This is a genomic window from Nocardioides sp. Soil777, assembly GCF_001428425.1.
Classification (GTDB): domain Bacteria; phylum Actinomycetota; class Actinomycetes; order Propionibacteriales; family Nocardioidaceae; genus Nocardioides; species Nocardioides terrigena.
This window is the reverse complement of record NZ_LMSN01000019.1, coordinates 227,567-242,322: the sequence shown is the minus strand read 5'-3', so window position 1 is coordinate 242,322 and position 14,756 is coordinate 227,567. Positions and strand designations below refer to the sequence as shown.

13 protein-coding genes are annotated in these 14,756 nt (G+C 73.5%); 11 read left to right on the top strand and 2 right to left on the bottom strand.

The window, feature by feature from the left end; genetic code table 11:
* Positions 1 to 240: 240 nt before the first annotated feature.
* The 3 genes from ASG88_RS19510 to ASG88_RS19500 all read left to right on the top strand — a co-directional run bounded on the left by ASG88_RS19510 (position 241) and on the right by ASG88_RS19500 (position 3,203).
* Positions 241 to 2,277 (top strand): NAD(+) synthase, encoded by a 2,037-nt coding sequence (locus tag ASG88_RS19510; RefSeq protein ID WP_056889107.1) that lies wholly within the window; start codon positions 241 to 243, stop codon positions 2,275 to 2,277.
* 104 nt (positions 2,278 to 2,381) lie between these two features.
* On the top strand, positions 2,382 to 2,762 hold the full coding sequence (locus tag ASG88_RS19505; protein ID WP_056889106.1) for a hypothetical protein: 381 nt from the start codon (positions 2,382 to 2,384) through the stop codon (positions 2,760 to 2,762).
* Positions 2,763 to 2,801: 39 nt separating this feature from the next.
* The gene (locus tag ASG88_RS19500; RefSeq protein ID WP_056889105.1) at positions 2,802 to 3,203 is read left to right on the top strand and encodes a hypothetical protein; all 402 of its coding nucleotides are present in this window, start codon (positions 2,802 to 2,804) and stop codon (positions 3,201 to 3,203) included.
* An 11-nt stretch (positions 3,204 to 3,214) separates the two neighbouring features.
* On the opposite strand, the gene ASG88_RS24250 is transcribed toward ASG88_RS19500, so the two are convergent.
* On the bottom strand, positions 3,215 to 3,778 hold the full coding sequence (locus tag ASG88_RS24250) for a sensor histidine kinase (protein WP_414858650.1): 564 nt from the start codon (positions 3,776 to 3,778) through the stop codon (positions 3,215 to 3,217).
* Between the two features lie 748 nt (positions 3,779 to 4,526).
* Entirely contained in the window at positions 4,527 to 5,213 is a 687-nt protein-coding gene (locus ASG88_RS19490) for a response regulator transcription factor (RefSeq protein WP_056889103.1), read from the bottom strand.
* 32 nt (positions 5,214 to 5,245) lie between these two features.
* Here ASG88_RS19490 and ASG88_RS19485 point away from each other — a divergent pair, with 32 nt between their 5' ends.
* The 8 genes from ASG88_RS19485 (at position 5,246) to ASG88_RS19450 (ending at position 14,751) form a co-directional block, all read left to right on the top strand.
* On the top strand, positions 5,246 to 5,692 hold the full coding sequence (locus ASG88_RS19485) for a hypothetical protein (protein ID WP_157559838.1): 447 nt from the start codon (positions 5,246 to 5,248) through the stop codon (positions 5,690 to 5,692).
* Positions 5,693 to 5,780: 88 nt separating this feature from the next.
* Complete coding sequence (locus ASG88_RS19480; RefSeq protein WP_162259878.1) at positions 5,781 to 7,376, top strand: alpha/beta fold hydrolase; 1,596 nt, start codon at positions 5,781 to 5,783, stop codon at positions 7,374 to 7,376.
* A 29-nt stretch (positions 7,377 to 7,405) separates the two neighbouring features.
* Positions 7,406 to 8,749 carry a type I glutamate--ammonia ligase gene (gene glnA, locus ASG88_RS19475; RefSeq protein WP_056889101.1) on the top strand — a complete coding sequence of 448 codons (1,344 nt, stop codon included), beginning with the start codon at positions 7,406 to 7,408 and terminating at the stop codon, positions 8,747 to 8,749.
* A 2-nt stretch (positions 8,750 to 8,751) separates the two neighbouring features.
* Positions 8,752 to 9,624 carry a hypothetical protein gene (locus ASG88_RS19470; RefSeq protein ID WP_056889100.1) on the top strand — a complete coding sequence of 291 codons (873 nt, stop codon included), beginning with the start codon at positions 8,752 to 8,754 and terminating at the stop codon, positions 9,622 to 9,624.
* Positions 9,621 to 10,334 (top strand): type 1 glutamine amidotransferase, encoded by a 714-nt coding sequence (locus ASG88_RS19465; protein WP_157559835.1) that lies wholly within the window; start codon positions 9,621 to 9,623, stop codon positions 10,332 to 10,334. The genes ASG88_RS19470 and ASG88_RS19465 overlap by 4 nt, the downstream gene beginning before the upstream one ends.
* Positions 10,331 to 13,294: a bifunctional [glutamine synthetase] adenylyltransferase/[glutamine synthetase]-adenylyl-L-tyrosine phosphorylase gene (locus ASG88_RS19460; protein ID WP_056889098.1), complete on the top strand. Its 2,964-nt coding sequence runs from the start codon at positions 10,331 to 10,333 to the stop codon at positions 13,292 to 13,294. Before ASG88_RS19465 ends, ASG88_RS19460 begins: the two co-directional genes overlap by 4 nt.
* A gap of 78 nt (positions 13,295 to 13,372) precedes the next feature.
* Entirely contained in the window at positions 13,373 to 14,011 is a 639-nt protein-coding gene (locus ASG88_RS19455) for a SatD family protein (RefSeq protein WP_056889097.1), read from the top strand.
* Positions 14,008 to 14,751 carry a hypothetical protein gene (locus ASG88_RS19450; protein WP_056889096.1) on the top strand — a complete coding sequence of 248 codons (744 nt, stop codon included), beginning with the start codon at positions 14,008 to 14,010 and terminating at the stop codon, positions 14,749 to 14,751. The genes ASG88_RS19455 and ASG88_RS19450 overlap by 4 nt, the downstream gene beginning before the upstream one ends.
* Positions 14,752 to 14,756: the final 5 nt, after the last annotated feature.

The following is a 14,756-nucleotide window of genomic DNA, read 5'->3' as shown; positions in this document are numbered from 1 at the left end:
GGTGATCGATGACATGACCCAAGCCAATCAGGGACCACCGACAATCAGAGGCCACGAAGACCCGTTCTGACCGGATGGTGGACACGACTTTCGACGACGTTCACGGACCCAGGGACGGCGTGGTTTCGAGGCTCGCTCCGCTCGCACCTCAACCACCGAACGCACGGTCTGCGCTCACACCTCAACCACCGAGAGGGCGGGTGGGGCGGGCGGGCCGAGGGGCCGCCCTAGAGTGACCGCGTGGACTTCTTCTCCGCCTACGACCAGGGCTTCGCGCGGGTCGCGGCCATCACCGTGCCGGTCGCGATCGCGGACCCGGCGGCCAACGCCGAGCGGGTGATCGCGGAGGCGCGGCGGGCGCACGAGGAGCACGTGGCGGTCGCGGTGTTCCCGGAGCTGGGGCTGAGCGGCTACTCGATCGACGACCTGTTCCTGCAGGACACCCTGCTGGACGGCGTACGACGCGCGATCGACGCCATCGTGTCGGCGAGCGTCGAGCTGCTGCCCGTCCTCGTGGTCGGTGCACCGCTGGCCCGCGGCAACCGCGTCTACAACTGCGCCGTGGTCATCCACCGCGGCGAGGTCCTCGGCGTCGCGCCGAAGTCGTACCTGCCCAACTACCGCGAGTTCTACGAACGCCGGTGGTTCGCGCCGGGCGACGACACCCACGGCGAGTACATCGAGGTCAACGACGACGAGGTCCCCTTCGGCCCCGACCTAGTCTTCCGCGCCACCGACGTCGAGGGCCTCGCCCTGCACGTCGAGATCTGCGAGGACATGTGGGTCCCGATCCCGCCGAGCTCGGAGGCCGCGCTCGCCGGGGCGACCGTGCTGGCCAACCTCAGCGGCAGCCCGATCACCGTGGGTCGCGCCGAGGAGCGACGCCTGCTGGTCCGCAGCGCCAGCGCGCGCTGCGCCGCGGCGTACCTCTATGCCGCCGCCGGCCAGGGCGAGTCGACGACGGACCTCAGCTGGGACGGCCAGACGATGGTCTACGAGTGCGGCGACCTGCTCGCCGAGGGGGAGCGCTTCCCCGCGAGCGCGGTGCACACCGTGGCGGACGTCGACCTCGACCGGCTGCGGCAGGAGCGCCTGAGGCAGGGCAGCTTCGACGACAACCGCCGTGGTGCGGGGGAGACCGAGTTCAGGATCGTCGAGTTCGACCTCGAGCCGCCGAGCGGCGACATCGGGCTGCGGCGCAAGGTCGACCGGTTCCCGTTCGTGCCCGACGACCCCGAGCGGCTCGCGCTCGACTGCTACGAGGCCTACAACATCCAGGTCTCCGGCCTCGAGCAGCGGATCGTGGCGATCGGTGCGCCCAAGGCCGTCATCGGCGTCAGCGGTGGCCTCGACTCGACGCACGCGCTGATCGTCGCCGCCAAGGCGATGGACCGGCTCGGCCGCCCGCGCAGCGACATCCACGCCTTCACGATGCCCGGCTTCGCGACCGGCGCGACCACCAAGTCCTACGCCACCCGGCTGAGCAACGCGCTGGGCGTGACCTTCGAGGAGATCGACATCCGGCCGGCGGCCGAGCAGATGCTCGAGGACCTCGGCCACCCCTACGCCGACGGCGAGAAGGTCTACGACGTCACCTTCGAGAACGTCCAGGCCGGGCTGCGCTACGACTACCTCTTCCGCCTCGCCAACCACCGCGGCGGCATCGTCGTCGGCACCGGCGACCTCAGCGAGCTCGCGCTCGGGTGGTGCACCTACGGCGTCGGCGACCAGATGTCGCACTACACGGTCAACGCGGGCGTGCCCAAGACCCTCGTGCAGCACCTCATCCGCTGGGTCATCTCGCACGGGGAGTTCGACGAGGACACCAACCAGGTGCTCCGCGAGATCCTCACCCAGGAGATCACCCCCGAGCTCATCCCGGTCGAGGACGGCGTCAAGCCGCAGGCCACCGAGGACTCGGTCGGTCCCTACAACCTGCAGGACTTCACGCTCTTCCACGTCGTACGACGCGGCTACCGGCCGAGCAAGATCGCCTTCCTCGCCTGGCACGCGTGGCGCGACGTCGCCACGGGCGAATGGCCCCCCGGCTTCCCCGCGGACACGCACGTCGCCTACGACCTGCCCACGGTCAAGCACTGGCTCGAGGTCTTCGTGCGACGGTTCTTCGCCAACCAGTTCAAGCGGTCGGCGCTGCCCAACGGTCCCAAGGTGAGCGCCGGCGGGACGATGAGCCCCCGCGGCGACTGGCGGATGCCCAGCGACGCCAGCTCGGCGGCCTGGCTGGCCGAGCTCGAGCGCGTCCCCGACACGCACTGACCCGAGGGCCGGCAGCCTTAACCCCGCCTTAACGGTCACATGGGTCGCGCTTAGCGACCCCTCGACGAGTCTCCTTCCTGTCGTACCAATCGAAGGAGACCGCAGTGAACCGCACCAAGATCGTCATCGCCACCGTCATGGCCCTCGTCGTCGTCGCCGTCGTGGGCGGCCTCGTCTGGTGGCAGTCCGGCGACGACGGCGCCCGCCAGGCCGGCTCGTGCGACGGGGCGTCGTACACCCTCGAGACCGACCGCGAGGACAACACCACCGAGGTGTCCTTCGAGGTCCAGGCCAACGAGCCCGGACAGACGTGGGAGGTCCGCATCGAGCACGACGGCGAGGCGCTCGTGGAGGGCACCCGCACCACCGACGAGGACGCCGAGATCGACGTGGACGCCTACCTGCCCCAGGACGCGACCGGCGAGATCACCGCGACCGCCACCCAGGGTGACCAGACCTGCACGGCGACCGTCGCCGCCGCCTGAGCACACCCCGACCGACCCACCCACACCCAGGAGAACGCCATGAAGAACAGCACCCGCCTCACGGCCCTGGCCGGGACCGCGACCCTGCTCGCCGCGCCCCTCACCCTCGCCGCGATCGCACCGGCCCACGCCGACGTCGACCGCAACGGCACCTGCGGCGCCGGTCGCTACGAGCTCAGCGTGGACCGCGAGCGACGGGCCGGGCAGGCCGGCTTCGAGGTCGACGCAGGCCTCGAGGGCGTCGCGCCCTACTCGCGCTGGACCTTCGTCGTGCGCCACGACGGCAAGCGCGTCGTCACGGTCACCCGCACCGCCGACGACGAGGGCGACGTCGACGTCGACACCTGGCGCCGCAACACGGCCGGCAAGGACAAGTTCGCCTTCCGGGCCACGCAGGTCGGCGGCACCACGACCTGCGGGTCGAGCGTCACCGTCCGCTGACCCGGACGAGCTCAGGCGGGTGGCCCCAGCTCCACGGTCACCCGCCCGCCGCCCGTCGGCGACGCACCCACGGACAGGCCGCCACCGGACTCGGTGGCGGTCTGTTGCGCGATGGCGAGCCCCAGGCCCGTGGAGTCGGCACCGCTCTCGCCGCGGCGTACGACGTCCACGCCGGCCGGGAAGCCAGGTCCGGCGTCGTCGACGGTGAGCACCAGCCCGCCGCCGTCGCGCCGGACCACCGTCACCGCGACGCCCGCACCCTCGGGGGTGTGGGTGAAGACGTTGTCGAGGAGCACGTCGACCAGCGCCACCAGGTCGGGCTCGCTGGCGTGCACCGGGACCTCCGGCCCCTCCGGCACCGACACCGTGAGGTCGCGGCCCTGGTCCTCGGCCAGCGGCGCCCAGAACGCCGCCCGGTCGGCCAGCAGCGCGAGCGCCGGCGTGCCCGCGACCAGTCCCTCCCGCTCGGAGCGCCGGGCCTCGCTCACCACGTGGTCGACCATCACCTGAAGCCGGTCGAGGTCGTCGGACAGCCGCCCGCGCTCCTCGCCGGCCGGCAGCGCCTCGATGCGCAGGCGCAGCGCGGTGATCGGCGTACGGAGGCGGTGCGAGAGGTCGGAGACCGCCTCGCGCTCGCGCTCCAGCAACAGCTCGATGCGGCCGACGAGGCGCTGGAGGACCTCGCCGAGGTCGCGGACCTCGCGCGGTCCGGAGGCCCTGGGAGGCGGCGTACGACGGTCGCCCAGGGTCTGCGCCCAGGTCGCCAGCCCACCGATCGGCTGGACGAACGACCGCCCCACCCGGTCGGCGATGAGCAGGGCGCCCAGCAGCAGCACCAGGCCCAGTCCGGCCAGCACGAGGTAGGCCAGGGTGGTCGGGCCGGACGTCAGGCCCGGCTCGGGCACGAACACCCGGATCACCGGCGTGGTCGAGGCGCCCCCCGAGGACCCGCCGAGCGAGACGGGGACCAGGATCTGCGCGCCGCCGTCGACGTCGTCGACCCGGGCCTGCCCGGTCTGGCGCGCCTGGAGCACCCGGTCGTCCTCGCCCGGCTGCGGGCCGATGTCCTGGCGGTTGCCGGGGTAGAGCACCGTCGTGAGGGTCACCGAGTCGGCGTTGATCCGCTCGAGGTAGACCGACACGTCGCCGTCGTCGTCGCCCGCCCCGGACACCACCGACTCGGTGGCCTGCACCTCCAGCGCGGCGCTCGCCAGCCGGTCCTCCAGCGCGTAGTCGCGCAGCAGGATCGCCATCGGCACCAGCATCGCCAGCAGCACCATCGCGACGGCCGCGGCCACGGTGAGGATCAGGCTGCGCCGCACGTCAGGTCCCGGGAGGGGACAGGCGTACGCCGACCCCGCGCACGGTGTGGAGGTAGCGCGGCTCCGCGGCGGACTCGCCGAGCTTGCGCCGCAGCCACGACAGGTGCACGTCCACCGTCTTGTCCGACCCGCCCCACGCCTGGTGCCACACGTCGACGAGCAGCTCCTTCTTGCTCACCACGTCGCCGGCGCTCTCGGCCAGCCGGGCGAGCAGGTCGAACTCGCGGGGGCTCAGGTCGAGCAGCCGGCCGTCGAGGGTGGCGGTGCGGGCCAGCACGTCGAGGCTCAGGCCCCCCACGACGGTGGCGCGGGGGCGCTCGCCGGTCGTCGACGTACGCCGCATCACCGCGCGGATCCGCGCCTCCAGCTGGGCGGTCGTGTAGGGCTTCACGACGTAGTCGTCGGCCCCGGCGTCCAGGCAGCCGATCAGCGACGGGTCGTCGTCGCGGGCGCTGGCCACGATAACCGGCACGTCGCTCACGGCCCGCAGCATGGCCAGCACCTGGGTCCCGTCGACGTCGGGCAGACCGAGGTCGAGGATGACCAGGTCGGGTCGGGTGTCGACCGCCATCGACAGCCCGGACATGCCCGTGGACGCCGACGCGACGGCGTACCCCAGCTCGCCCAGCGACGCCATGAGCAGGGGCCGGATGCGGGGGTCGTCCTCGATGATCAGCACCTGCGCCACGCCACGAACCTAGCGGGCGGCACACTGGACGCGTGAGCAGTCGACGGGCGTGGGCGCGACCGGCCGGCCTGGTGGCCGTCTGGATCGTCGTCGCCGCGGTGGCCGTGACCGTGGGCGTCGTCGCGGTGACCCGGGTGGGAGCCACGCTCAGCGACCGCGGGCCGCTCGGCAACCAGGCTGCCCGCAACGACCTGCGCGAGGGGCGGGCCAGCCCCGACCCCGCCGCCCCGATGGTCGAGCGGACGTTCACCGAGGAGTTCGGCGAGATCGACGTCGCCTGCCAGGGCGCCTTCGCGATCGGTCTCGACGTGCGCCCCGACGAGGCGCAGGGCTGGCGCACCATCAGCTTCGAGACGGAGCCCGACGACGACATCGACGCGGTCTTCGCCAAGGGGGACCGCTCGATCGAGATCGAGGTCTTCTGCAACCTCGGGGAGCCGGCGGTAAGCGAGGTCGAGCGCAGCACGCTCGCCGAATAGGCCCCCAGCGGAGGGGTGGCCGGGAGTCGGACCGGGTGCCACGATGCGGGAGGGCGCGACCGGTGCCCGGAGTCGACGGGGGAGCCTCATGTCCGCACGCATCCTGGCCGCCGGAGTGGCGCTCGCCGTGGGAGCCACCCTGCTCGGTGCAGCCGGCGCGACGGCCGCGCCCACGACGGCCCGGATTCAACCGGCGAGCGCACCCGCCGCCGCCTCGTCGATCGACTGGGGACGCTGCCGGGACGGCTTCCTCCGTGCGTCCGGGGCGAGGTGCGGCATGCTCACCGTCCCGCTGGACCACGCGGACCCGACCGGACCCACGATCGAGCTGGCGGTCTCGCGGGTCCGGCACCGCGGCCCGAAGGACCGCGGCGTGATGTTCACCAACCCCGGCGGCCCGGGCGGTAGCGGCACCCACCTCGCGGGCTACGGGCAGTTCGTGCCCCGCGGGGTCGGTCGCACCTACGACTGGATCGGGATGGACCCGCGCGGCGTCGGCGAGAGCCGGCCGGCGCTCACCTGCGACCGCCGGATCACCAAGATCGGCACCCGCCCGCCCTACGAGCCCTCGACCGAGGCGATCGTCGACGCCTGGGTGTCGAGGAGCGAGGCGTACGCCGCCGACTGCGGCACCGCCGCCGCTGCCGCGCTGCTGCCGCACATGAGGACGACCGACACGGTGGCGGACTTCGAGGTGCTGCGCGAGGCCCTCGGCGTCGACGAGGTGAGCTTCTACGGCTTCTCCTACGGCACCTACATCGCGCAGGTCTACGCCACGCTGCACCCCGAGCGGATCAACAGGCTCGTCCTCGACGGCGTCGTCGACCCCCGCGACATCTGGTACGCCGCCAACGCGGCGCAGAACGTCGCCTTCGAGAAGTCGATGCGCGGCTTCTGGCGCTGGGCCGCCCGCGGGCACGCGGACCTCGGGCTCGGCCGCACGGCGGCGCGCGTGGAGAGGACCTACTACCGGCTGCTGCGCCGGCTGGCCCGCAGGCCCGTCAACGGGGTCGGGGCAGCCGACCTCGCCGACGTCGCGCTGGGCGCCGGCTACGCCAGGTTCCTGTGGCCGGAGGTGGCGTCGGCCCTCTCCGAGATCGCCACCCGGGGCACCGCCCGGCAGGCCCGCCGGGCCCACGTCTCGGCCAACCCCGCGACCGCCGGCAGCGACAACGGCTACGCGACGTACCTCGCGACCATCTGCACCGACGCCCCGTGGCCGACCGACCTGTCCACGCTGCTCGCCGACAACGAGCGCCAGGACCGTCGGCACCCGTTCCTGACGTGGCCCAACGGCTGGCTCAACGCGCCCTGCCGCACGTGGCCGGCACCCCCGGCCGCCGCGGCGGTCGAGATCGCCACGTCGGACCGCAAGGCGCTGCTGGTGAACGAGACCTTCGACGGCGCCACCCCGGTCGCCGGCGCCCGCGAGCTGCGGCGCCGCTTCACCGGCGCGGTGCTGATCGAGGGTGTCAGGGGCTCCACCCACGCGGGCAGCCTCAGCGGCGTCGCGTGCGTCGACGACCGCATCGCCCGCTACCTCGCGACCGGCCGGCTGCCCCAGCGCCGGTCGGGTGATCGCGCCGACGTCCGCTGCCGTCCCGTCCCCGCGCCTCCGGTCGGTCTCCCCGACCGGGACGGCGGGTTCACGCCGCTCGCGCGCCCGGTGGTCCCCGTCGGGTAGCACTCGCCCGATGCGCCATAGTTGCCCGCATGGGCAAGCAAGAAGACTTCGTACTCCGCGCTCTCGAGGAGCGTGACGTCCGGTTCGTCCGGCTGTGGTTCACCGACGTGCTGGGCTTCCTCAAGTCCGTGTCGGTCGCGCCGGCCGAGCTCGAGGGTGCCTTCGACGAGGGCATCGGCTTCGACGGCTCCGCCATCGAGGGCTTCGCCCGCGTCTACGAGGCCGACATGCTCGCCAAGCCCGACCCGTCGACGTTCCAGATCCTGCCGTGGCGCGGCGGGGGCGACGGCCCGGCGACGGCGCGGATGTTCTGCGACATCTCGATGCCCGACGGCAGCCCGTCGTACGCCGACCCGCGCCACGTCCTCAAGCGCACGCTGGGCGTGGCGGCCGACAAGGGGTTCACGTTCTACACGCACCCCGAGATCGAGTTCTACCTCTTCAAGGACTCCCCGGTCGCCGGCGCGGACCCGATCCCGGTCGACCGCAGCGGCTACTTCGACCACACCGCGCAGTCGCGGGGCTCGGACTTCCGCCGCGAGGCGATCTCGATGCTCGAGGCGATGGGCATCTCGGTCGAGTTCAGCCACCACGAGGGCGGTCCCGGCCAGCAGGAGATCGACCTGCGGTACGCCGACGCGCTGAGCACCGCCGACAACATCATGACCTTCCGGACCGTGGTGCGTGAGGTGGCGCTGAGCCAGGGCATCTGGGCGTCCTTCATGCCCAAGCCCTTCACCACCCACCCGGGGTCGGGCATGCACACGCACGTCAGCCTCTTCGAGGGCGACCGCAACGCGTTCTTCGAGGCCGGCGCGGAGTACCAGCTGTCCCGGACCGGGCGCCAGTTCATCGCCGGCATCCTGCGCCACGCCAACGAGATCAGCTGCGTCACCAACCAGTGGGTCAACTCCTACAAGCGGCTGCTCGGCGGCGGTGAGGCGCCGTCGTACATCTGCTGGGGCCACAACAACCGCTCCGCGATGATCCGGGTGCCGATGTACAAGCCCAACAAGGGCCAGTCGACCCGCATCGAGCTGCGCACCATCGACGCGGCCTGCAACCCCTACCTCGCCTTCGCGGTCACCCTGGCGGCCGGCATGAAGGGCATCGAGGAGGGCTACGAGCTGCCCCGCGAGGCCGAGGACGACGTCTGGTCGCTCACCGAGCGCGAGCGCAAGGCGCTGGGCATCCAGCCGCTCCCCAAGAGCCTGTACGACGCGATCGGCATCGCCGAGGACTCCGAGCTGCTGGCCGAGACCCTCGGCGAGCACGTCTACGACTTCTTCCTGCGCAACAAGCGTGCGGAGTGGGAGGAGTACCGCACCCAGGTCTCCGCCTACGAGCGGGACATGATGCTGCCGGTGCTGTGAGCGTGGGGGTACGCGGTTGGCCGGCCTGGCTCGGCCTGTGGTCGGCCGGCGTGGTGGGGTCGCTCTTCGCCATGGCCACGCCGGAGGCGCTGGAGCTGATGCCGAGCGCGTCGCGCCAGGTCGACCAGGTCACCGCCACGGACGGGGCGATCGCCGCGGTGCCGGTGCTCGCCGGCCTCGTGCTCCCGTTCGTCGTGGGCGTGGCGTGCTGGGGACGGCGGCCCGACGTGACCCGGGGGTGCTTGGTGGTGAGCGCCCTGGGCCTCGGCGCCGCCGCCGTCGTCGTGACCGGGATACCGGACGCCGGCCCGTGGCAGCCCTGGGTCCTCGGCGCAGCGGCGTCGCTGGCCCTGCTGGGTGCGGTGCTCGGGACCGGGTCGGGAGCCGAGCCGTCGCGCACTGCGCGGCTCCTCGCCACGGCGGGCCTGGTGCTCGTCGGAACAGCCGTCGCCGTCCTCGCCTGGCGTGGACTGGAGTACCAGCAGTGGTACTGGTGGCCCTCGGAGACGGGTCCGATGTGGGCGGCGCTCGTCGGTGGGGCGACCCTGGTCCTGGTCGGGGCGGTCGGCCACCGGCTGCCGGACGCGTGGTGGACCGCGGCCCCGGTCCTGCTGGTGCTGCTCGCGGGGGCCGCGCTCGCCCTCACCTGGGCCGTCTCCTGGATGCTCGCCGAACCCCTGCTCGACCGGCACGTGGAGGCGGAGTCCGCGTGGGCGACCCTGCCCCACCTGCTGCTCGGTGCCGGCCTCCTGGCCGGCGCCGTCGCTCTCCTCCGCCGCTGGTGGAGCACGGCGGCGCTGTCCGTGGTCGTCGGGACGGGCGTGGCCGCGGCCGTGCTGTCCCGCGACGCCCTGCTGTGGAGACTGATGTGGTGAACCCGCGCCTGCTCGTCGTCGAGCACCAGGCCTCCTGCCCGCCCGCGCTCGTCGGCGGGTGGCTCGAGGAGGCCGGTGCCGTCCTCGACGTGTGCCGGCCGTGGGCCGGCGACGCCCTGCCTGCGCTCGCGTCGTACGACGGGCTGGTCGTGCTGGGCGGCGAGATGGGCGCCAACGACGACGCCACGGTGCCCTGGCTCGCCCCGCTCAAGGACCTCGTCCGGGAGGCGGCCGCCGACGGCCTGCCGACGCTCGGGATCTGCCTGGGCCACCAGGTGATCGCGGTGGCCCTCGGCGGCGAGGTGCGGCGAAACTCGCTCGGCCAGGCCGTCGGGGTCCTGGCGACAGGCTGGACCCCGGCGCGTGCGGACGACCCGCTCACGTCCGGCCTCACCGGGACGCGGGGCATCCAGTGGAACAACGACGTCGTCACCCGGGTCCCCGACGGCACCGTCGTGCTCGCCGAGTCGGCGGCCGGCGAGCTCCAGGTGGCCCGCTTCGCGCCCGGCGTCTGGGGGGTGCAGCTCCACCCCGAGGCGGACGGGGCGATCGTGCAGGCGTGGGCCGAGAGCGACCGCGCCGACCACCTCGAGCGCGGCCTCGACCAGGACGCCGTCCTCGCGGAGGTCGACGCCGCCCGCGCCGAGCTGGACGCCGCGTGGCGGCCGCTGGCGCACCGCTTCGCCGCGATCGCGGGGGAGGTGCGATGACCACCTCCGGGCAGCTGGTCCGCCTCGGCTTCCAGGACGGCGCGGCCGCGCTGGCCGGGATCGAGCGGCTGGGCGCCGCCGGGATCGCGCTGCGCACGCACCTGGCGGCCAGCGCCGACCCCGACGCCTCCCTCGCCGGGCTGCTGCGGCTGGCCGACGAGGTCGAGGACCGGGAGGCGATGCTGGCCGAGGTCGCCGACGACGAGGGCACCGCGATGCGGCTGTGCGCGGTCCTCGGCGCCAGTGCCGCCCTGTCGACGCACCTCGCCCGCCACCCCGAGCACTGGCATGAGCTCACCGACCCGACGCTGGGCACCACCCGCGCCGCGGCGTACGCCGTCCGCGAGGCGCTGCTGCGGGCCGTCGGCGCCGACCCGCACGACCCGGCGCCCGTCGCCGGCCTGCCGGACGGGCAGGCGGTCGACGCGCTGCGCGTGGAGTACCGCCGGATCCTGCTGCGCCTGGCCTCGCGGGACCTGGCCCACCACCTCTCCGTCGACGACGCGGCGGCCGAGATCGCCGACCTGGCCGCCGGCACCCTCGACGCCGCGCTGGCCGTGGCCCGGGCCCGCGTGGGCGAGCTCGCGGCCACCACCCGGCTCGCCGTCGTCGCGATGGGCAAGTGCGGCGGCCACGAGCTCAACTACGTCTCCGACGTGGACGTGATCTACGTCTTCGAGCCGGTCGACGGGGCCGACGAGTCGCAGGCGCTCCGCGCGGCCACCCAGCTCGCCTCCCACCTGATGCAGGTCTGCTCCGACCACACCGCCGAGGGCACGATCTGGCCCGTCGACGCCAACCTCCGGCCCGAGGGTTCGTCCGGGCCGCTGGTGCGGACCCTGGCCAGCCACCGCGGCTACTACGAGAAGTGGGCCAAGACCTGGGAGTTCCAGGCGCTGCTCAAGGCCCGTCCGGTGGCCGGGGACCTCGCGCTGGGGACGGCGTACGTCGAGATGATCGCGCCGATGGTCTGGACGGCGGCCGAGCGCGACGGCTTCGTCGCCGACGTGCAGGCCATGCGCCGCCGCGTCGTGGACCACATCCCCGCCCACGAGGCCCGGCGGCAGCTCAAGCTCGGGTCGGGCGGGCTGCGCGACGTCGAGTTCGCCGTCCAGCTGCTCCAGCTCGTGCACGGTCGCGCCGACGAGACGCTGCGCTCGGGGGCCACCCTCAGCGCGCTGGCCCAGCTCACCGCCGGCGGCTACGTCGGGCGCGAGGACGGGGAGGCGTTGCACGAGGCCTACGCGTTCCTGCGCACCCTGGAGCACCGCATCCAGCTGTACCAGCTGCGGCGCACGCACGTCGTGCCCGACGACGAGGGGTCGCTGCGCCGGCTGGGGCGCTCGGTGGGCCTCTACTCCGAGCCCGTCGTCCAGCTCGACAAGCAGTGGCGCTACCACCGCCGCGAGGTGCGCCGGCTGCACGAGAAGCTCTTCTACCGCCCGCTGCTCGCGGCCGTCGCCAAGCTCCCCGGCGAGGACGCCCGGCTGTCGCTGGACGCCGCCCAGGAGCGGCTGGCCGCGCTCGGCTACCTCGACCCGCGTGCCGCGCTGCGGCACCTCGAGGTGCTCACCAGCGGGGTCTCGCGGACCTCCGACATCCAGCGCACGCTGCTGCCGGTCATGCTCGAGTGGTTCGCCGACGCCCCCGACCCCGACGCCGGCCTCTTCGGCTTCCGCCGGATCAGCGAGAGCCTCGGCACCACGCCGTGGTACCTCAAGATGCTCCGCGACGAGGGACAGGTCGCCCAGCGGCTCGCCGTCGTCCTCGGCACCTCCCGCTACGCCACCGACCTGCTCGAGCGCGAGCCCCAGGGCGTGCGGATGCTGGGGGAGTCGGTGGCGCCGCTGTCCGCCGAGGTGCTCACCACCGAGATGCTCGCCATCGCCGGGCGGCACGACGAGCCCGAGGCCGCGGCGCGGGCGGTGCGCGCCGTACGCCGCCGGGAGCTGTTCCGGATCGCGTGCGGCGAGCTCTTCGAGGAGATCGACGTCGCCGAGGTCGGCAAGGGGCTCTCGCGGCTGACCGACGCGACCCTCGAGGCCACCCTCCGGGTGGCCATGGAGGCGGTCCGCCGGCAGCGGTCGCTGGACGCCGCGCCGACCCGGATGGCCGTCGTCGCCATGGGCCGGTACGGCGGCTTCGAGCTGTCGTACGGCAGCGACGCCGACGTGATGTTCGTGCACGAGCCGGTGCCCGGCGTGGAGCCGCAGGTCGCGGCGTCGTACGCCCAGGCCGTCGTCGGGGAGCTGCGCCGCCTGTTGTCGATGCCGGCCACCGACCCACCGCTGGAGGTGGACGCGGACCTGCGCCCGGAGGGCAAGCAGGGGCCGCTGGTGCGCACCGTCGAGTCGTACGCCGCGTACTACTCCAAGTGGTCGCACGTGTGGGAGTTCCAGGCCCTGCTGCGCGCCGACGCGGTGGTGGGGGACGAGGGCGTGCGCGCGAGGTTCACCGCGCTCATCGACCCGCTGCGCTTCCCCGAGGACGGCATCAGCGAGGACGACATCGTCGAGGTGCGCCGCATCAAGGCGCGCGTCGACGACGAGCGGCTGCCGCGGGGGGCCGACCCGCACACCCACCTCAAGCTCGGTCGCGGCGGGCTCGCGGACGTCGAGTGGACGGTGCAGCTGCTCCAGATGCGGCACGCCGGGCGGGTCGAGGGACTGCGGACGCCGCAGACCCTCGAGGCCCTCGAGGCGGCCGTCGGGGCCGGGATCGTCGACCGCGAGGACGCCGACACCCTGGCCGCGTCGTGGCGGCTGGTGAGCCGGGTGCGCAACGCCGTGACGCTGGTCCGTGGCAAGCCCGCCGAGCAGCTGCCCCGCGACGCCCGCGAGCGGGCCGCGGTGGCCGCGGTGCTCGGCTACGCGCCCGGCACGTCCGACCTGATGGTCAACGACTACCTGCGGACCACCCGGCGGGCGCACGCGGTCGTCGAGAAGGTCTTCTGGGAGTGAGCGCACACCCCTGATGAAGCGCATCACTTCACTCATTCGCGAATGAAGTGATAATCTTCTTTTCAGCGAGGTGAAGCCATGACAGCGACGACGCTCATCGGTGACCTGATCGGGTCGCGGGGCAGCACCGACCGCAGGGCGCTGCACGAGACCTTCGCCGCCGTGCTCGAGCGGGTCAACGCCGAGCTGCGGCCGCCGACCCCGGTCCGCATGCAGGTCGGCGACGAGTACCAGGGCGTCTTCGCCTCCCTCGGCGACGCGCTGCACGCCTCGCTCATGGTGCGGCTGGCCATGCTGCCCGGTGCCGATGTCCGGCACGGGATCGGCCGCGGGAGCATCGAGGTGCTCAGCGAGGACCCGCGCGTCGAGGACGGCCCCGGCTGGTGGGCGGCCCGGACCGCGATCGGGCGGGTCGAGGAGGCCGAGCGGCGGCCGGGGGAGCGCTCGCTGCGCACGGCGTACGTCGCCGCCCACGACGCCGAGGTCCCGGGCAGCGAGGAGGCGGCGGTCAACGCGGCCCTGGTGCTGCGCGACCACCTGGTCGGCGGCTTGTCGGACCGGTCGTTGTCGGTGCTGCGTGGTCTGCTGGTCGGAGAGTCACAGCGCGACCTGGCCGAGGCGCTCGGGATCAGCCCGTCCGCGGTCTCCCAACGGGTGCGCGCCGACGGACTCGCGGCGATCATCGCCGCCCACGACCTGACGAGGGGGATGCCATGAGCTGGATCGCGGTCCTGCTGATCGGGTGGGCCGCGGCCGACCTGACGCACTCGGTGCGGCCGGTGCGGATCGTGCCCGAGGCCACCGGAGCCGTCGTGGCGGTCCTGGTGGGGCTGCTGGCCGGTCTGACCGAGCCGCTGGACGTGCTCGCGCTCGTTGTCATCGCTGGCCTCGTGATCGCCTGGGGCCAGACCGTGACCCACGGCTTCGCCCACCGCATCCCGGTGTGGGTGCCCCTGCTCGTCCTCGGTGGCGGGCTCGGGTCTGCTGTGCTGTTCTCCGGTGCTGCCGGAGAGGCGGGCGGAGCGTGGGGTGCATGGCTCGAGGGCAGCGGGCTGCCGGCCCTCGCGGCGCTCGACCCCGACCGGGCGCTGCTCCTCGTCGGCGCCTTCCTCGTGCAGCTCAGCACCGGCAACGTCATCGTCCGCCTCGTGCTCGCGGCGACCGGCACGGCCGACCCCGACGAGCACGGCTCGATCGAGGCCGACCCCTCCGTCGTACGCCTCAAGGGCGGGCGTCTGCTCGGTCCCATGGAGCGCGTCTTCATCCTGGCCCTCGCGCTGGCCGGCCAGATCACGGCCGCGTCCATCGTCGTCGCGGCGAAGGGGCTGCTGCGCTTCCCCGAGCTGTCCTCGCGGGGCGAGCAGGAGCGGATCCACCAGCTGACGGAGTACTTCCTCGTCGGCAGCTTCATCAGCTGGCTGGTCGCGCTGGGCTCACTCGTGCTGCTCAGCGTGTGAGCGTG